The sequence below is a fragment of the Nocardia sp. NBC_01730 genome (genome assembly GCF_035920445.1).
Taxonomy (GTDB): domain Bacteria; phylum Actinomycetota; class Actinomycetes; order Mycobacteriales; family Mycobacteriaceae; genus Nocardia.
Genome location: NZ_CP109162.1, coordinates 5,348,868 through 5,367,655, shown reverse-complemented (window position 1 = coordinate 5,367,655; position 18,788 = coordinate 5,348,868). Strand labels below are relative to the sequence as shown.

The 18,788-nt window shown below is 67.4% G+C and carries 13 protein-coding genes and 1 pseudogene; 9 read left to right on the top strand and 5 right to left on the bottom strand.

Translation table 11 applies throughout. From position 1 onward, the window contains the following. Positions 1 to 103: 103 nt before the first annotated feature. Positions 104 to 1,168 carry a DUF2332 domain-containing protein gene (locus OHB12_RS22145; RefSeq protein WP_327110491.1) on the bottom strand — a complete coding sequence of 355 codons (1,065 nt, stop codon included), beginning with the start codon at positions 1,166 to 1,168 and terminating at the stop codon, positions 104 to 106. After that, a complete protein-coding gene (locus OHB12_RS22140; RefSeq protein ID WP_327110490.1) occupies positions 1,161 to 1,397 on the bottom strand; it encodes a hypothetical protein in 237 nt (78 codons plus the stop codon). The genes OHB12_RS22145 and OHB12_RS22140 overlap by 8 nt, the downstream gene beginning before the upstream one ends. Positions 1,398 to 1,870: 473 nt before the next feature. Between OHB12_RS22140 and OHB12_RS22135 the strand changes: the two genes are divergently transcribed. The 5 genes from OHB12_RS22135 (at position 1,871) to puuE (ending at position 9,274) form a co-directional block, all read left to right on the top strand. Beyond that, positions 1,871 to 2,719 carry an FAD binding domain-containing protein gene (locus tag OHB12_RS22135; RefSeq protein ID WP_327110489.1) on the top strand — a complete coding sequence of 283 codons (849 nt, stop codon included), beginning with the start codon at positions 1,871 to 1,873 and terminating at the stop codon, positions 2,717 to 2,719. Then, a complete protein-coding gene (locus OHB12_RS22130) occupies positions 2,719 to 5,523 on the top strand; it encodes a molybdopterin-dependent oxidoreductase (RefSeq protein ID WP_327110488.1) in 2,805 nt (934 codons plus the stop codon). The genes OHB12_RS22135 and OHB12_RS22130 overlap by 1 nt, the downstream gene beginning before the upstream one ends. Further along, positions 5,520 to 6,749 (top strand): DUF6986 family protein, encoded by a 1,230-nt coding sequence (locus OHB12_RS22125; protein WP_327110487.1) that lies wholly within the window; start codon positions 5,520 to 5,522, stop codon positions 6,747 to 6,749. Before OHB12_RS22130 ends, OHB12_RS22125 begins: the two co-directional genes overlap by 4 nt. 257 nt (positions 6,750 to 7,006) lie before the next feature. Further along, complete coding sequence (alc, locus tag OHB12_RS22120) at positions 7,007 to 7,984, top strand: allantoicase (RefSeq protein ID WP_327110486.1); 978 nt, start codon at positions 7,007 to 7,009, stop codon at positions 7,982 to 7,984. A 381-nt stretch (positions 7,985 to 8,365) separates the two neighbouring features. After that, entirely contained in the window at positions 8,366 to 9,274 is a 909-nt protein-coding gene (gene puuE / locus OHB12_RS22115; RefSeq protein ID WP_327110485.1) for an allantoinase PuuE, read from the top strand. Positions 9,275 to 9,307: 33 nt separating this feature from the next. On the opposite strand, the gene OHB12_RS22110 is transcribed toward puuE, so the two are convergent. The 3 genes and pseudogenes from OHB12_RS22110 to OHB12_RS36415 form a co-directional block, all read right to left on the bottom strand. Further along, positions 9,308 to 9,685 (bottom strand): MarR family transcriptional regulator, encoded by a 378-nt coding sequence (locus OHB12_RS22110; RefSeq protein WP_327110484.1) that lies wholly within the window; start codon positions 9,683 to 9,685, stop codon positions 9,308 to 9,310. A 285-nt stretch (positions 9,686 to 9,970) separates the two neighbouring features. Continuing rightward, positions 9,971 to 11,230: a cytochrome P450 gene (locus OHB12_RS22105; RefSeq protein ID WP_327110483.1), complete on the bottom strand. Its 1,260-nt coding sequence runs from the start codon at positions 11,228 to 11,230 to the stop codon at positions 9,971 to 9,973. Positions 11,231 to 11,364: 134 nt separating this feature from the next. Further along, positions 11,365 to 11,730, bottom strand: a pseudogene (locus OHB12_RS36415) (transposase); the annotation flags it as partial. Positions 11,731 to 12,013: 283 nt separating this feature from the next. Between OHB12_RS36415 and OHB12_RS22100 the strand changes: the two are divergent. The 4 genes from OHB12_RS22100 (at position 12,014) to metE (ending at position 18,749) form a co-directional block, all read left to right on the top strand. Further along, entirely contained in the window at positions 12,014 to 12,853 is an 840-nt protein-coding gene (locus OHB12_RS22100; protein WP_327110482.1) for a hypothetical protein, read from the top strand. Between the two features lie 727 nt (positions 12,854 to 13,580). Continuing rightward, positions 13,581 to 14,864: an isocitrate lyase gene (gene aceA / locus OHB12_RS22095; RefSeq protein ID WP_327110481.1), complete on the top strand. Its 1,284-nt coding sequence runs from the start codon at positions 13,581 to 13,583 to the stop codon at positions 14,862 to 14,864. Positions 14,865 to 15,246: 382 nt separating this feature from the next. Next, the gene (locus tag OHB12_RS22090) at positions 15,247 to 16,116 is read left to right on the top strand and encodes a 3-hydroxybutyryl-CoA dehydrogenase (RefSeq protein ID WP_327110480.1); all 870 of its coding nucleotides are present in this window, start codon (positions 15,247 to 15,249) and stop codon (positions 16,114 to 16,116) included. Between the two features lie 329 nt (positions 16,117 to 16,445). Further along, positions 16,446 to 18,749: a 5-methyltetrahydropteroyltriglutamate--homocysteine S-methyltransferase gene (metE, locus tag OHB12_RS22085; RefSeq protein ID WP_327110479.1), complete on the top strand. Its 2,304-nt coding sequence runs from the start codon at positions 16,446 to 16,448 to the stop codon at positions 18,747 to 18,749. The last annotated feature ends 39 nt before the right edge of the window (positions 18,750 to 18,788 follow it).

Sequence of the window (18,788 nt, the reverse complement as noted above, 5' to 3'; positions counted from 1 at the left end):
GCGACATTTTCGGCTCCCAAACTGCCGACGATATACACGCCGCTATGCCCGCTCCCACGGGTACACCATCGAAGCCCTGCTGAGCGTCCGGCCCGGCGGCGCCCTAGGAGTCTGTCAGCCAAGCCAGCAAGCGGCCCCGCGACCAGCAGCGGCCAATGGCCTCGGCGCGCAGAGTCGACTGGCCGAACACCGCCAGGCCGATGATGCTGTGGCCGGAAGCGCGGCGATCGCCAAATGTCGGTATTGTCGGCGCGACTCCGACGCCCTCCGCTGACACCCACGCCACCGGCCGACCGGTAGCCGCTTCGCCGAGGCGATGCAGGAAGCGTAGGCGGCTCTCGAGGGGGAAGCGCGACAGCGCCCACGTCGTGGTGACGACAGGCAGGGCGTCCGCGGGCACCCGGGCGAAGGCGTCGGGCATCACCTCGACGATGTCACCTTGCAGCAGCAGTGGAGGGTCCGTCGCGGCCAACGCCATCTCCGCTTCGAGCCTCGCGATCCGCTCCGGTTGATCCGGCCGCAGGCAGGCGCGTAACCAGCGGGCGTCCTCCGCGTCGGTCACGTCGACCGGATCGAGGTCGACGCCGACCCGGGCGACGACCTCGGGTATCGCCCGCGTCGGGATGGCTCGGTCGCCCACGATCGAAGACGAAAGCTGCACTGGAGATGACGGGTCGCCCAGCGATTGTCCGTTGCTGTACGTGATGCCGACGCGATCGACATTGAGATTGAGCCCAGCCGAACAGCCCACGTCGATCAGCCCCACCGCATTCGCGCCTACCCGGCGCGCCGCCTCGGCAATGGCTGGATACAGCACGGCGCAGCGTTCGGTCTCGTCTGTCCGCGGCTTCCGACGCGCGGCGACGGCCACGACCGAGTCGGTCATTCGCACCAGCGTGTCGATCGCCGCGCCGGCGGCAGCGTCGCCGTCCCTAGCGGTATAGGCCGCGGCAAGCGCCGGGGCGCGTCCGGCGAGGGCGAGGTCGTGCAACGCGGCGAGGATGACCGTGGGGTGCCGCTTGCGCGCCGGCGCCGCCTCGATGGCGCGCAGCGCCTCGTCGGACTCACTCAGGGCGACGGCGACGCGCTCGTACAGCGGCGATGTTTCGGCGGCGTCGACCGCACCGAAGTGCCGGTACACCTGAGCGAGTGTGCGAGCCCTACCCATGGGTACGGCGCTTCCTGCGGTCGTCGAGGGTTCCTGTTCCGTCCTGGACAAAGCCTTTGACCGCGAGCGCCGACATTCGATCTGTCTTCAGGGTGATGGACCGGAAGCCCTGGTTCGCAAGCGATGCGAACAGTTCGTTACGGATGTACCCGGAGGCCGGTTCCGTCGGCTCACCGAGTGCCAACAGATCACACGGCGGGGGTGCGAAGTCTCGAATGTCTTGGCTCACGTGTCTAAATCGTATCGTTGAATCAACTATTGAGACTTCGACCGATGTCACCAGGCACCAATGCCGTCAAGTATCAAACTAGTGAAAACCTCGCGACCGTCCGATCTTGGCCGCTCTCGTTTCCGGCCTGCTGCTGGACGCCGTTATCTCGCATGGATCGATCAAGCAACGATCCGAGCCGTCCTCGATCGCGGGGTGCTGCTTCCGTCGGGTGACGTCGTCGAGCGCAGTGCCTGGCCCTCCCGGTGTCGTGCCTGGTCAGGACATAAGCGAGATACTGGAACAGTGTCGGCTCGGACAGTCGGTAGACCCGGGGCCGGTGCAGCTGTGGCGGCGACGCTCGGCTGGGCCGGGGCTCGGCCGGGACGGTCGCTGCGACCAGGTAACGGCCGCGAAATCTGCGGTGGGTGTTGCGCAACATCGCGGCAACCGACTGGCTCTACCTTGGGCGAGAGGCAGGAACGAGGTGAGACGTGGACCTGGACACGATCCGGGAGGTAGTGGTCGCGCGCGAACGGGCGGATCTGGGGGCGCTCGGGGCGTCGACCGCGGTTCTCGCCGGAGGGACGTTTCTGTTTTCCGAGCCGCAGGATCGGTTGGAGCGGCTGGTGGACATCACGACCATGGGGTGGCCCGCCTTGGAGGTGGTGGCGGACGGACTGGAGATCGCCGCGACTTGCACCCTGGCCGAATTCGCTGGGGCCGCGCCGGGGCGCGAGCTGGGGACACCCGTGCTGCGCGAAGGATGGCCGGGAACCGTGCTGTTCGCGCAGTCCTGCCGGGCCCTGCTTGCGTCACACAAGATATGGCGTACTGCCACGGTGGGCGGCAACGTCTGTCTCGCGCTGCCCGCCGGTGCGGTGCTCGGGGCGCTGACCGCACTCGACGGTGTCGCGCTGGTGTGGGCGTCGGATGGTTCGGATCGAGGTATTCCCTTGCGGGACTTCGTCTTCGAACCGGGACGCACCGTGCTGGGGCAGGGTGACGTACTGCGGTCGATCACCGTTCCACTGTCGAGTCTGTTGGCGCGGACCAGCTTTCGGAAGATCGCGCTCGCGCCGCTCGGGCGGTCCGGTGCCGTGGTGATGGGTCGGCGGGACCCGGACGGTCGGAGCGTTGTCACCCTCACCGCCGCGACGATCCGGCCCGTCGTCCTGGATTTCGCTGGGCCGCCGAGCGAGACCGAGATCGCGGGCGCGGTCGGCGCGATCGATTCCGCCTTGTGGTTCGACGACCCGCACGGTTCGCCGGACTGGCGTCGGCACGTCGCAGGCCTGCTAGCCCGCGAGGTCGCCGAGGAACTGCGGGAGCGTGCATTGTGATGAGGTTCGAGGTAGACGGCAGGCCCGTGGAGATCGAGGTGCGGCCGGGGCAATGCCTGCGGACCGCGCTGCGCGACAGTGGTCACCTGGCGGTGAAAAAGGGTTGTGACGCGGGCGATTGCGGCGCGTGCTCGGTCCTGGTCGACGGCGCGACGGTGCACTCGTGCGTGTTTCCGGCCTACCGCGCCGCGGGACGTGCCGTCACCACGGCGGCCGGGCTCGGGACGCCGGACGACCCGCACCCGGTGCAGCGCAGGTTCCTCGACAACGCCGGATTCCAATGTGGTTTCTGCACCGCGGGCATGGTCGTCACAGCCGCCGGTCTCGGCTGCGGGAGCGAAGGACTGGTCGGCGGATCCGAGACGGAACACGCCGAATTGATGAAGGGAAACCTGTGTCGATGCACGGGTTACCGGGCGATCGGAGCGGCGCTGGGCACACCGACCACTGACGACCTCGCCGCCGACGCGACTCCCGCACAACGGGTCGAGGTGACGGGGCGAGTCGGCAGCGGCGTCAGGGCTCCGGCCGGACCCCGCATCGTCACCGGCACCGAGCCCTTCACCTTCGACGTGCTGCCCCGCGTCATCGCGGACGGCGGGCGACCGGGTGATCCCGCCACGGCGCCTCCGACGCCCCCGCTGCATATCGCGGTGCTGCCGAGCCCGCACGCGCACGCGGTGATCCGATCGATCGACACCGTGGCAGCCGAAGCGCTGCCCGGCGTGCATGCGGTACTCACCCACGCCGACTCGCCACCCGTCGCGTTCTCGACCGCGCGGCACCAGCTGCGGGCGGACGATCCCGATGACACCTATCTGCTCGACCGCACCGTCCGCTTCGTCGGACAGCGTGTGGCGGCGGTCGTGGCGGAGAGCGTCGCGGTCGCCCGTGCGGCGTGCGCGCTGCTGCGGGTGGACTACGAGATTCTGCCCGCGGTGTTCGACCCGGAGGAGGCGCTGCTCCCGGGTGCGCCGAAACTGCATGGAGACAAAGCGGACGCCGCGCGAATCGCGGACGCCGACCGCAATCTGGTCGCCGAAGTGCACGGCGCCGTCGGCGACGTGGTGGCGGGTCTGGCCGCCGCGGCGCACGTGGTGCGGGGTGTGTGGCATTCGCCGCGCGGGCAGCACGTGCATATGGAGACGCACGGCGGGATCGGGTGGCTGGACGCGGACGGCAGGCTCGTCATCCGGTGCAGCACCCAGGTTCCGTTCCTGGTGCGCGACGAGCTGTGCCACCTTTTCGGGCTGTCGCGCGCGCAGGTGCGGGTGTTCGCCGCGCGGGTCGGCGGCGGGTTCGGCGCCAAGCAGGAGATGCTGGCCGAAGACCTGATCGCGCTGGCCGTGCTGCGCACCGGCAGGCCGGTGCAGTACGAGTTCACCCGCTCCGACGAGTTCACCGCCGCGACCTGCCGCCATCCGATGCGGGTCGCGGTGTCGGCGGGCGCCGACGCGAACGGCGTGCTGACCGCGCTGGCCGTCGACGTTCTAGCCGATGCCGGTGCGTACGGCAACCACAGTGCGGGAGTGATGTTCCACGGTGTCGGTGAGTCGGTGGAGATCTACCGCTGCGCCAACAAGCGGGTCGACGCCCAGGTGGTGTACACCAACAACCTTCCTTCCGGCGCATTCCGCGGCTACGGCCTCGGCCAGGTGATCTTCGGGGTGGAGTCGGCGTTGGACGATCTTGCCAGCATGCTCGGCATCGACCCGTTCGAGTTCCGGCGGCGCAACGTGGTGGTGCCCGGCGACCCGTTCGTCGGCGCCGCGGTGAACGAGGGCGACCTGGTGTTCGGCAGCTACGGCCTGGATCAGTGTCTCGACCTCGCCGAGCGAGCTCTGCTGCGAGGCAACGATGTTCGTGCGCCCGGCCCGGAATGGCGGGTCGGCACGGGTATGGCCACCGCGATGATCGCGACGATTCCGCCGCGCGGTCACCATTCGGACGCGACGGTGAGCCTGCTGCCGGACGGACGCTACGAGATCCGGGTCGGCACGGCGGAATTCGGCAACGGCACGACGACGGTGCACGCGCAGCTGGCAGCCACCGCGCTGGACACCGACGCGTCCCGCATCGTGATCCGGCAGTCCGACACCGACCTGGTCGGTCACGACACCGGCGCGTTCGGCTCCACCGGCATCGTGGTCGCCGGTAACGCCTGCTATGCGGCGGCGCGGGAGCTGCGCGCTCTCATACTGGCCAGGGCGGCGAAGCTCGCGGGAATTCCCGAGCACGACTGCGTGCTGGAGGCCGGCGGCGTCCGTTGCGGCAACCGGCTGCTCCGCGCGGACGAGCTGCTGGTCGACGGTGAGTTGACCGCGCACGGCGAGCACGCGGGCAGCCCCAGGTCGGTGAGCTTCAACGTGCACGCCGTCCGCGTCGCCGTGCACCCCGACACCGGCTCGGTCCGCATTCTCCAGTCGGTTCATGCCGCCGACGCGGGCACGGTGCTCAACCCGGTGCAGTGCCGCGGGCAGGTGGAGGGCGGTGTCGCCCAGGCCGTCGGTTCGGCGTTGTATGAGGACATGCGCAGTGATCATGGTGTGGTGACCACACGGACCTTGCGGCACTACCACGTCCCGCAGTTCGCCGACGTGCCACGCACCGAGGTGTACTTCGCCGACACGGCCGACGAGCTGGGACCGCTCGGCGCCAAGTCGATGAGCGAATCACCGTACAACCCGGTCGCGCCCGCCCTGGCCAACGCGATCCGCGATGCCGTGGGAGTGCGCGTGGCCCGGCTGCCGATGACGGCGGACCGGATCTGGCGTGCGATCCGAGAGGAGGGCGGCCGACGGTGACCAAAGTGCCCGCGAATATCCACGCCAGGATCGAGGCGCTGCTCGACGGGGTCGACGCCGACCTGCGGCGCAGGTATCCAGGCTCGAACAGCAGGCCGCCGCACGGCAGAACACAGCCGATCCACACCGTGTACGTCCCCGCCGATCGGGTCACCGAGGCGACCCCGCGGGAATGGGGCGCGGCCGCGATCGAGCTACTCGACCGTTATTTCGACCTGCTGGCGCCCCTCGACGGAACCGCGTCGCTGCCGGACGTTCGGAAACGGCTGGAGCGGGATCCGGTCCAGGACCTGCGGATCGACTTCGAGGACGGCTACGGCTTCCGCGCCGACGTCGAGGAGGACCGCGCCGCCGTGTCGGCGGGCGCCGTGCTCGCGGCCTGGGCGCGACGGCCCGGAAGCCCGACCGGTGGCATTCGGATGAAGGGCCTGGCAGGCGGCGAGCGGCACCGTGCCCTGCGAACGCTCGAATTGGTGCTCGACAGCGCGGGCGGGGTACCGGACGGGTTCATCTTCACTGTGCCGAAAATTCGTGCTGTGCAACAGGTTACGGCGCTGAGGCAGCTATGCGCCGGCCTCGAACGTGGCTACGGCATCGCGGAGGGCGCGCTGCGTTTCGAACTGCAGATCGAGAGTCCGCAGGCGATCATCGCCGCGGACGGCACCACGCCGGTAGCCGAGATGATCGGACAGGCCGAGGGGCGGTGCAGCGGACTGCATTTCGGCACCTACGACTACACCGCCGCCTGCGGTGTCGCCGCGCCGGACCAGGCGCTCGACCACCCGGCCGCCGACTACGCCAAGGCAGTCATGCAGGTGGCGGCCGCGCAGACCGGGGTGTGGGTGTGCGACGGCTCCACCCAGATCGTGCCCGACGCCGAGCCCGAAGCGGCACTGCACAACCATCACCGCCTGGTCGCCCGCTCGCTGCGACGCGGTTACTACCAGGGTTGGGACATGCATCCCGGCCATCTGGTCACCCGCTGGCTGGCTACCTACGACTTCTTCCGCACGGCGATCGACGTGGCGGTGCCGCGTCTGCGGGCCTACCTGGACCGGCGCGGCGGCGGCGTGCTGGACGAGCCGGCCACCGCGGAAGCGCTGGCCGCCACCGTGCTGCGCGGGATCGACTGCGGCGCCCGCGACGACTCGGGCGCCCCGGAGTTGACCGAAGCGGTCCTGCGCGCCTTGGTGGCCCGTGCACCGATTCCGCCGGAGCCACGATGAACGGCCACTCGAACGGTGCGGTCCCGTACGGCACAGGAGGTGTGATGAGACACAATCGCGCAGCGCTCATCGGCGCCGACCGGGTGCGGGTGTCCCGCAGAACACAGGAGGTGTGATGAGACACAATCGCGCAGCGCTCATCGGCGCCGACCGGGTGCGGGTGTCCCGCAGAACACAGGAGGTGTGATGAGACACAATCGCGCAGCGCTCATCGGCGCCGACCGGGTGCGGGTGTCCCGCAGAACACAGGAGGTGTGATGCGCGATCTCGTAGAGAACGAAGAGTTCACGCTGCTGCCGGATCTGGCGGTTCGTCCGCTCGGCGGCGCGGTGATCTGGGCCGATGACGAATTCTTCGCGGAGAAGGAGAATTTGATCAACCCGGGCCCGGCCGATTACCGGCCGTCCACCTTCGGGCACAAGGGGCAGATCTACGACGGCTGGGAGACTCGCAGACATCGCGGACGGCCCGGTGACGACTCGGCGATCGTGCGGCTCGGCGTGCCAGGCGTGATCCGCGGGATCGTGGTCGACACCGCTTGGTTCACGGGCAACTACCCGCCTGCGGTCTCGGTCTCCGCGCTGGAGATCGATGACTATCTGCCTGCGGATTCCATTGCCGCGCACGATGATTGGGTCGTGCTGATCGACCGTTCCCCGGTCGTGGGAGACAGCCGCAACCTTTTCACCGTCGAGAGTGAGAAGCGCTGGACGCATGTGAAACTCACCATGCACCCCGACGGCGGCGTGGCCAGGCTGCGGGTGCACGGCGAGGGCAGGCCCGACCGGAGACTGCTCGGCATCGGCCCGCTGGATCTGGCCGCGCTGGAGAACGGCGCGCTGGTGCTGGACTGCTCCAATCGCTTCTACAGCTCGCCCAATCAGTTGCTCTATCCGGGACTGGCCAGGCGCATGGGCGACGGCTGGGAGACCGCCCGTCGCAGGGATGACGGCAACGACTGGGTGCACATCCGGCTGGCCGGGCCCGGAATGATCCGGCTCGCCGAGCTCGACACCTCCTACTTCCTCGGCAACAGTCCGGGCGCGGCCCGGCTCACCGGCCGCACCAGCGACGGCACCGAGCTGGAGTTGTTGCCGCGTACCGCGCTGCTGCCCGACACCAGGCACCGTTTTCCGATCGCGCCGATGGCCGCGTCGGTGGAGGAGGTTCGCCTGGACATCTATCCCGACGGCGGGCTCGCGCGGCTACGGCTGTACGGGGAGCTCGGCGCATGAGCGGGTCAAGGCCCGGAGGAGGCAGCCTGCGTAACCACGGAGGGCCTCCCGCTCATGCCAGAGAGGACACGGCATGAGCGGGTCAAGGCCCGGAGGAGGCAGCCTGCGTAACCACGGAGGGCCTCCCGCTCATGCCAGAGAGGACACGGCATGAGCGGGTCAAGGCCCGGAGGAGGCAGCCTGCGTAACCACGGAGGGCCTCCCGCTCATGCCAGAGAGGACACGGCATGAGCGGGTCAAGGCCCGGAGGAGGCAGCCTGCGTAACCACGGAGGGCCTCCCGCTCATGCCAGAGAGGACACGGCATGAGCGGGTCAAGGCCCGGAGGAGGCAGCCTGCGTAACCACGGAGGGCCTCCCGCTCATGCCAGAGAGGACACCGAATGAACGAACGGGATTTCGTCGGCTACGGCCCGAGGCCACCCGACCCGAAATGGCCGGGTGACGCGCGGATCGCGGTCCAGTTCGTGCTCAACTACGAGGAAGGTGGCGAGAACAGCGTCCTCGACGGTGACGCGCACTCCGAGACATTTCTTTCGGAAATGACTCCGGCGGAAGCGTTTCCGAACCGCCATATGAGCATGGAATCGCTCTACGAATACGGCTCCCGTGCTGGGCTGTGGCGGGTGCTTCGCGTCTTCGATCGGCGCGAGCTGCCCTTGACCATATTCGCCGTTGCCCGTGCTATGCAGCGAAACCCCGAGGCGGTGGCCGCCTTTCGCGATCTCGGCCACGAGATCGCCTGCCACGGCCTGCGCTGGAAGTCCTACCAGCTGGCCGACCGCGGCACCGAACGCGCGCACATGGCGGAGGCGGTCCGCATCCTGACCGAACTGACCGGCGCCGCGCCGCTCGGCTGGTACACCGGCCGCGACTCGCCGCACACCCGTGAGCTGGTGGTGGAGCACGGCGGGTTCGTCTACGACTCGGACTCCTACGCCGACGACCTGCCGTACTGGGTGCGGGTGCACGACCGGGACCATCTGGTGGTGCCCTACACCCTGGACACCAACGACATGCGTTTCGCCTCGCCCGCCGGATTCCCCACCGGCGAGCAGTTCTTCGCGCATCTGCGCGACGCCTTCGACGTGCTGTATCGCGAAGGTGCGGAGGGCAGTCCGAAGATGCTGTCGATCGGGCTGCACTGCAGGCTGGTCGGTCGTCCCGCTCGCACCGCCGCGCTGGAGCGGTTGCTCGACCATGTGCAATCGCACGACCAGGTCTGGATCACCCGCCGCATCGATATCGCCGAACACTGGCAGAAGGAGCATCCGGCACGACTCTCGGCCTGAGCCTGGACGGGCGCGGCGGTGAGAGCCGTTGGATCAGCGCGCGACGCGCGGAGTTCGATTGCTGCGGGGGGAGTTTCGATCGGTGACCCGCGGTTCACGCGGACGCAGGTGGCGAGTCAACGTGCCGAGCGCGTCGAGCACCTCGCGCACGGCAGCCGGGTTGGTGTCGGCCAGTGCCGCCGCCACCGCGTCATCCACCGGTGTCGCCCGCACCTGGGCTACGCGCCGCGAAGCGTGCTCGGCCCTGCGCACGAGTGAGCGCCGCCGGTCGCGCGGGTCGACCGTCGTGATGATCGCCCCTGCCTCCTTCAGCCGGGCCACCGCCGTGGACACCGCACTCTGCGGAAGACCGGTGCGCGCGGCGATTTCACCCACCGTGCTGTCCGGGTGCTCGAGGATGTCGCTGGTCACGACGAGTACCGATCGATGCTAGAGGAGCTTGGCGATACTTCCCCGGACAAGCAGGGTGCCGATCCGACGAATAGCACCAGGAAGCCGTCCGTTACTGCTGCCAGACCTATCCTGTATTCGCCCGCTTCCTCCGGCACCCGCACCTGCGGCTGCCGGTGTGGCTGCGACTGTGCCTGCGAACTGAAAGTCATTGGGAGAATTCCTGATTCAATGCTGATCGACGAAACGGTCGATTGCAGTCGGTGGGAAGTCCGGTTCTCCTGGTGGCCGTCGACCGTGGCGCGTTCACGCCAGAGGCAGCGGCGGCGATTCCGGGAAGACGACGGGCAGGGACGTCATTGCTCGGTGGAACGGGCCAGGCCGCCAGGTCAGCTCACCAGGTGGTAGTGCCAGACGCATCTCGGGCAACGCGTCGAGCAGCTGGTCGATGGCGTCCTGGGCGATCAGGTAAGCCAGCGAACTGGCGGGGCACCTGTGTGGCCCTCCACCGAAAGCCAGATGGGCGCGATTCCCCGCGTACTGGTCCGAGCCGATCGCTGGGTCGGTATTGCAGGCGGTCATGCTGATCAGGACAGGTTGGTGGGCGGGCAGCCAGAAGTCGTCGATCAGGATCGGCTGCTTCGGGAAGCTGATACAGAAGTTCGCCATCGGCGGATCGTTGAACAGCACCTCGTCGAGAGCATCCCGGGTCGACAGGCTCCCACCGAGCACACTGCCGCCGAATCGCTCGTCGGTCAGGATCAGCAGCAGGGTGTTGACGATCAGATTCTGCTGCGGTTCGATGCCCGCGCCGTACAGTGTGCTCAGCTGATACACCATTTCCGTATTGCTCAGCTCGGCCGGGTGCTGCATTATCCGCGTCGTCACGTCGTCGCCGGGTTCGGCTCGCTTGAGCAGGATCAACTTCGTCAGCGCGTCGGCGAGGGTCTTGTTCCCGTCCTCCGCGCCCGCGCCGCCCTCGACAATAGCCCTCAAACTGGTTGCGGCCTGCTGTGCGAGCTCGGCGGGACAACCAAGCATGGCGTTCAGCACTCTGAAGGCCAGCGGAAGCGCATACTGGCGAACCAGATCCGCGGACCCGTCCGCGCAGAACGAGTTGATCAGCGGGATCGCGATCTGCGCCACGATGTCATGTAGGCCGTACTGATCGACACCGTCGAGACCCGTGATATTGGCTTGCCGATAACGGACATGCTCGGCGCCCGAGTTACGCAGCGCGTTCGGCCGCCACTGCATCATCGGTAACAACGGGCATTCGGCGGGAATGTCCTGCTCCCAGGTGCGCGGATCGGCCGGAAAATGGTCCGGGTCGTTGAGGATCCGAACCGCGGCGTAATACCCGATCACCAAGGTGGCCGGCACACCAGGCGCCAACTCCACCGGCACCAACGACCCGTACCGTTCACGCATCTTGCGATAGGTGCCGTGCGGATCCGAAGAGAATTCCGGTGAGTGCAGCGGAATTCGCGGGCCGTCGGTGTCGATCGGCGAGCCGTGTGGCGTGCGGCCGGGTCGGCTGTGCGCTGGAGACGGGGGCATCGTCATCGGCGAAACTCCAAGCGGTCGAACAACAAGGGCCGTGAGCCTAACCTGGATCTTTCGTGCCGTTGATGTGCTTGCCTGATTTGGTTCGGATCGGGTTTTGCGGCCGCGTCGGCCGCGGTACGGCGTGGTTCGTCGGCGGGGCCGCGCTGCGACGCATACCCCAGGCGGACCCCGATCCGCGGATTCTCGATCCGCCGACGGCGCCAGAGTGCTGTCGTTGCGCCCCAACGCCTTTCACGTCCTTCACCAGGAATACGGTCTCGTCACCGATCGGCACGCCGTCGGAAGCACCTAGCTGCTCGAGCACGTAAGCGCGCACATCGTCACGCACGCGATCGACATCCCGGTCCGCTTTGCGTAGCAGCCGCTGCATCCCGTCCGGGGACACCTCACCGGCACACACCGACAGCGTTCAGCAGTCTTGCGTTCCAGGTCCAATACGTACTCCGCGCCCGGGAGCTCGGCTGGCTCCGGGCGGATCGGTCCCGGATCCGAGACATTAGCGAATCAAGTTCGGCTGCAACATGATCCAAGCCGAAGCATGAGATCTACGAGCACCGAGTCAGCCACTGCGGATCGCGCGCCCGCGGCCTGACACTGCTCAGGGTTGGGCCCGGGGTCCGGCAAAGTCGTAGTACCGGCCTCGAAGCGGGAGAAGGTTCATCGTGGTGCCGGCTGCCTTCTCGCCCGGTCGTCGGGGCTCAGGGGTTCGATCACGGGTGCGCGGCGTCTGCCGCGTAAATGCCGTGGCTTCGGGGCAGGTGTCAACGCCAAACTATGGGCGTGGCGAACATTTTGACGTACTTCGCGCGGGTCTATGCGCAGCCCGATCACCGGATCGACCGGAACGAAGCGGACCGGATGATCGACTACATGATCAATGCCGACGGCCTGAGAATCGGTCGGCGCGGCTCGTACCACGTTCCGGTGCATGTCAGGATCGGATCGGAGGGCCGCTACCTCGACGTGCAACACGGCAACGGAGTCGGACTGATCGAATTCATAGACCACTACTTCGACCCCGCCCGCTATCTCGCCACCTGGGAGAGAGTCAATCCCGGCAATGGCGATCCGGATCGGATCGTGCGACTCGACCTCGAAACCGAAGACGACGGGGAGTGCCGCTACGGGTTCGACGAGGTTCGGATAACGACCGCAGGCGAGCAGCCACCCCGCTGCGGCCCGGACGGGCTGTGGCGTCCGCACGACCGACATACCTGGATCGCCTCGATCACCGGCGGCTACCTGGCCTCCAACGAGCGCGGCGCTGAGGGCGGCCACAGCGCCACGGTTACCACGCCGCACCGGCCACCAGGCCCGTTCGACCTGATCACACCCACCACACCTTGTTACCAAAGCGACCTGTTGACCGCGATCGACCCGCCCTGGTTGCAAACCGCCGCCTGCGGCGAGGACCCCGACGTGGTCCGCATCCAGTTCCGCTGGCGCGGACGATTGGTCCACCAAGCTCAACCCGAGTGGGCAGAGTACTTCGGCCTCCAATGGGAGGCGCATGCCGCCGACTACTGGGACAACTGCCGCCACCCCCAGTTCCTCCACTTCGCCGACAGCATCGGACTCCCGACCTCCGACGAGGCCTATCACACCGACCACCGACACTGACCGGCGGCAGCCAACGGGAGTGTTCTGCTCCCAGGTGCGCGGATCGGCCGGGAAATGGTCCGGGTCCAGCGGAGTTCACGCCCTAGCGGATAGCGCACCGTATTGAATCACCGCCCAACCACTTCGGAAGCGATCTGTCAGGTCGGGCTGGGCAGGAGGTGGTGGCGGCCGTCCACTCGTCCCACCCTTACCCCGCCCGCGCGACCGAGAGCATCCAAGGGTGGTGCTACAGATCCGCACGCGTCCAAAGCTCACCGCTCGCGCGCGTGCGGGTTGCCTACCGGTAGGTGGGATGTTCTCGCTCCTGCTCGGCATGGGCCAGTGTGGGGGTTCGGAAATCGGCGATCCGGTCCCCAGCCTTCGGGTGGCGCGGGACACAGCGGACTTGTGAATGTGCTCACAGGAGGGAATTGCCGGGTGCGCCGCGGGCGGACCGGCGGTCGATCACTAACAGTACGAGCGTTACGCTAAAACCGCATGTCAGAGCTACTGGCCGGTAGGTTACGCGCTTGCAATCCGGTGGCAAATTTTGCAGAGTTGGCAAACGTTGCTCGAAACCTAGCTGAGATTCGCAGTAGCAACAGGTAGACGGCCATTTCTCGTTGTGCAATCGTGTGGAAGTACATCCGATAGGCCTAGCAAGCCTGCAAATTGCCGCTCCAGCAGTCTGAGTTGTCTCAACGCTCGACCCCTGCGGCATCGAACGAACGAGGAAGTGGAGTCAGAGATGTCGACCACCGGCACCCCGAAGACCGCTGCGGAAATCCAGAAGGATTGGGACACCAACCCCCGCTGGAAGGGCGTCACCCGGAACTACACCGCGGAGCAGGTGTCGAAGCTCCAGGGCACCGTCGTCGAGGAGTCCACCCTCGCGCGGCGCGGTTCGGAGATCCTCTGGGATCTCGTCAACAACGAGGACTACATCAACTCGCTCGGCGCCCTCACCGGCAACATGGCGGTCCAGCAGGTCCGCGCCGGCCTGAAGGCCATCTACCTGTCGGGTTGGCAGGTCGCCGGTGACGCGAACCTGTCCGGCCACACCTACCCGGACCAGAGCCTCTACCCGGCCAACTCGGTGCCCGCCGTGGTCCGCCGCATCAACAACGCGCTGTTGCGCGCCGACGAGATCGCCAAAGTCGAGAGCGACACCTCCGTCTCCAACTGGCTCGCCCCGATCGTCGCAGACGCCGAAGCCGGCTTCGGTGGCGCGCTGAACGCCTACGAGCTGCAGAAGGCCATGATCCAGGCCGGTGCCGCCGGCGTGCACTGGGAAGACCAGCTCGCCTCCGAGAAGAAGTGCGGCCACCTGGGCGGCAAGGTCCTCATCCCGACCCAGCAGCACATCCGCACCCTGACCTCCGCGCGTTTGGCGTCCGACGTCGCCGACGTCCCCTCGGTGATCATCGCCCGCACCGACGCCGAGGCCGCCACCTTGATCACCTCGGACGTGGACGAGCGCGACCGGCCGTTCCTGGACGGCACCCGCACCTCCGAAGGCTTCTACGGCGTGCGGAACGGCATCGAGCCCTGCATCGCGCGTGCCAAGGCCTACGCCCCCTACGCCGACCTGATCTGGATGGAGACCGGCAAGCCCGACCTCGAGCTGGCCAAGCAGTTCTCCGAGGCCGTGCGCAGCGAGTTCCCGGACCAGCTGCTCGCCTACAACTGCTCCCCGTCCTTCAACTGGAAGGCGCACCTGGACGACGCGACCATCGCGAAGTTCCAGAAGGAGCTCGGCGCGATGGGCTTCAAATTCCAGTTCATCACGCTGGCCGGCTTCCACTCGCTCAACTACGGCATGTTCGACCTGGCCTACGGCTACGCCCGCGAAGGCATGACCGCCTACGTCGACCTGCAGGAACGCGAATTCGCCGCCGAGGAGCGCGGGTACACCGCCACCAAGCACCAGCGTGAGGTCGGCGCAGGCTACTTCGACCTGATCGCGACCACGGTCGACCCGAACACCTCGACGGCGGCGCTGAAGGGCTCCACCGAAGAAGGGCAGTTCTGAGTCGAATGGCCGCGCCTCCGCGCGGCGTGTTCGCGGCCCGTCTCGCGTCCGAGCGACCGCTGCTCGCGCCTGCGGCGCATGCGCAACGGTCACTCGGACGCGAGACGGGCCGCGAACGGCGCTCGATGGCCTCGCGCGTTGTGGTTGCGTACGCAGTGACCTAACGATTTGGGGCTCGGCTGGGGCTCGCCCAGGGAAGTGAGGTTCCTGACGTGAATACCGACAATCCTGTACTCCGGTAGGGGTGTCCGCCCTCCCCGCTGAACAGCCCCGGCGGGGAGGGCATCCCTATACCTTGGACCATCGAAGGCTTCGCTCACACCCGAGCGGCACCTTCGCCACAAAGCCACCCGACAGCCAGACAAACCAGCAGGAGCGGGACGTGAGCAGCGAAAAGATCCAACGCGTCGGTGTTATCGGCGCCGGCCAGATGGGCGCCGGAATCGCGGAGGTGTGTGCCAGAGCGCACATCGACGTGCTGGTGTACGAGCAGACCCGGGAACTGGCTGCCGCGGGCCGCGCCCGCATCCTCCGGTCGCTCGACCGTGGCGTGAGCAGCGGCAAGATCACCGAGCGCGAGCGCGAACAGGCCGCGTGGCGCCTGCGCTTCACCTCCGACATCGGCGACTTCGCCGACCGCCAGCTGGTGGTCGAGGCGGTACTCGAGGACGAGAAGGTGAAGACCAGCATCTTCGCCGAGCTGGACAAGGTCGTCACCGACCCGTCCGCCGTGCTTGCCTCCAACACATCCTCCATCCCGATCATGAAGATCGCGGTCGCCACGGCGAACCCCGAGCGTGTGGTCGGCATGCACTTCTTCAATCCAGTCCCGGTGCTGCCGCTGGTCGAGCTGGTCACCACGCTCAAAACCAGCGAGTCGGTCGCCGCGCGGGCCGAGGCCTTCGCGGGCGACGTACTCGACAAGCAGGTCGTGCGCTCCGCCGATCGCTCCGGTTTCGTGGTCAACGCCCTGCTGGTGCCGTACCTGCTCTCGGCCATCCGCATGGTCGAGTCCGGCTTCGCCACCAAGGAGGACGTCGACAAGGCGATGGTGCTCGGCTGCGCCCACCCGATGGGTCCGCTGGCGCTGACCGACCTGGTCGGCCTCGACACCGTGAAGTCCATCGCCGACTCGATGTACTCGGAGTTCAAAGAGCCGCTGTACTCGGCTCCGCCCCTGCTCATGCGCATGGTGGAGGCGGGACTACTGGGTAAAAAGACAGGAGCTGGCTTCTATCAGTACAACCGGTAGGCGTCCGCTACAACGGGTAGGTGTTCGGCGAACCCCGGACACCTACCGCCTGATCCGCACCCTCCCGGCCCCTTCGGGTGCGAGTCTTACGAGCACCGTTCGCGATCCGGTTCGTGTCCGAGTGGGTGAGGCGAAGGGGCGAACCTCGCTCGCTCGTACGCGAGCCGTACAGGGTCCGTGAACACGCGCGTCGCAGGCGCGGCAAAAACCAACACAGTTGCCAGTCTCACCCGCTCGAAAGCAATCCGTCGAGTGGCCGTGAACACACAGCGCCGCAGGCGCTGAAAATCGAACACAGCGTTGCCAAACAAACACAGGAGTACCCGCTCATGGTGAACGTGACTGACGGCTATGGGTCGAGCGTCCTGGGCTATCCCAGGATCGGACCGCACCGGGAGCTCAAGCGGGCACTGGAGGCCTACTGGCGCGGTGCGATCGGGCGCGACGAACTGCTCGCGGTCGGCCGCGATATCCAGGAGCAGCAGTTCAGCGAGCTGGCCGCCACCGGGCTGACTCAGGTTCCTGGCAATACCTTTTCGCTCTACGACCACGTGCTGGACAACGCGCTGTTGTTCGGTGCGGTCCCCAAGCGGTTCGAGCCGTACCGGGACGGGTTGGACCCGCTGGACTTCTACTTCCTGATGGCGCGTGGCCGGCCCGACCTGCCGCCGCTGGAGCTGGTCCGTTTCTTCGGCACCAACTACCACTACCGCCAGCCGGAACTGGACGCCGACACCGAATTCTCGCTGCACCCCGAGGCCCTGCTCGACGAATTCGACCGCGCGAAGGAGCGCGACATCGAGCTGCGGCCGGTGGTCATCGGCCCGGTGTCGCTGCTGCTGCTGTCCAAGGCCGGGCACATTCCGGGTGAGCCGGATTTCGACACCCTGAGTCTGCTGGACAAGCTGCTCCCGGTATATGAGGAGCTGTTCGAGATCCTCGCCAAGCGCGGCTCCACCTGCGTGCAGTTGGACGAACCCGCGTTCACCAGCGAGCGCACGCCCGCCGAACTGGCCGCGTTCGAGGTCGCCTACCACCGTCTTTCGAAGGCGCCGTTGCGCCCACGGATCCTGGTCACCGGCCAGTACGGCGATTTCGGCGAGGCATTGACCATCCTGGCCGGCACCGGCGTCGAGGCGATCGGCCTCGACCTGGCCAGCTACCGGATCCGTCCGGATGATCTGGCCAAGGTGCCTGGCATTCGGCGCAAGCGTTTGTATGCGGGTGTGATCAGCGGTCGCAACGTGTGGCGTGCCGACCGCTACGTGACGCTGGAATACCTCAACGAGCTCGCTCAGGTGTGCCCGGACCTGGTTGTCTCGACCGGGACCACGCTGCTGCATGTGCCATACGACCTGCTGGCCGAATACGATATCGAGGGCCATGTCGCCGACCGCCTCGCCTTTGCGAAACAGAAGGTGGGGGAGGTTGTTTCGCTCGCGAAGGCGCTCACCGAGGGTGCGTCGGACAAGTGGCGCAAACGTCCGACCGAGGTGCATTTCAAGCAGAAGCACGCGGTGCGGCAGCGGGTCTACGCGGTGACGCCGGACATGCGTTCGCGCGAGCCCTACGAGGTGCGCAGGGAAGCGCAGCAGCGCAAGCTGAATCTGCCGCCGGTGCCCGCGACCACGCTCGGGTCGTTCCCGCAGACCGGTCGCATCCGCCAGGCGCGTTATGAACTCGGTGAGGGTCGGCTGTCCTACGAGGACTACCGCAAGCGAATCGAGGCCGAGATCGAGGCGACGATCCGGCTGCAGGAGGACATCGGTCTCGACGTGCTCGTGCACGGCGAGCACGAGCGCAACGACATGATCCAGTACTTCGCCGAGCTACTCGACGGATTCGCGACCACGCACTTCGGCTGGGTGCAGGTGTACGGATCCCGGTGTGTGCGGCCGCCGATCCTCTACGGCGACGTGGCGCGGCCCGCGCCGATGTCGGTGGAGTGGATCGGCTACGCGCAGTCGCTCACCGACAAACCGGTCAAGGGCATGGTGACCGGACCCGTCACCATGATCGCGCGCTCGTTCGTCCGTCAGGACCAGCCGTTGCACGAGACCGCCGACCAGGTGGCGCTGGTGATTCGGGACGAGGTGGTCGACCTGGAAAAGGCGGGTATCTCGATCATTCAGGTCGACGAGCCCGCGATCCGCGAGATGCTGCCATTGCGTCCGGAGGGCAGGGCGGAGTACCTGCGCTGGGCGGTGGGCGCGTTCCGGCTGGCCACCTCCGGTGTCCAGGCGGAGACCCAGATCCACACGCATATCGGCTATTCCGGCCGCGCCGAGGTCGTCGAGGCGATCGAGGAACTCGACGCCGACGTCACGGCGATCGTGGCGACACGCTCCATCGAGTGGGTGCTGCGGGCGCTGAGAGAGGACTTCCGCTCGGGGCACGGGCTCAGCCACGGCGTCGGCCCCGGCGTGTACGAGAGTCGTTCCGCGCGCATCCCGGACATCGACGAGCTCGACGAATTGCTCACGGCGGCAGCGGAAGCGGTGACGCCGGAGCGGTTGTGGGCGAATCCGGACGGTGGCTTGAAGACGCGCCACTACTGGCAGCTCGAGCCGTCATTGCGCAATCTGGTTGCCGCGGCGCGCCGTGTCCGCAGGCGTGTCGAGGCCGCCGAGTGAGGCGGCGCTGACCAGCGAAGAAGCCCAGGCCGCCGTCGC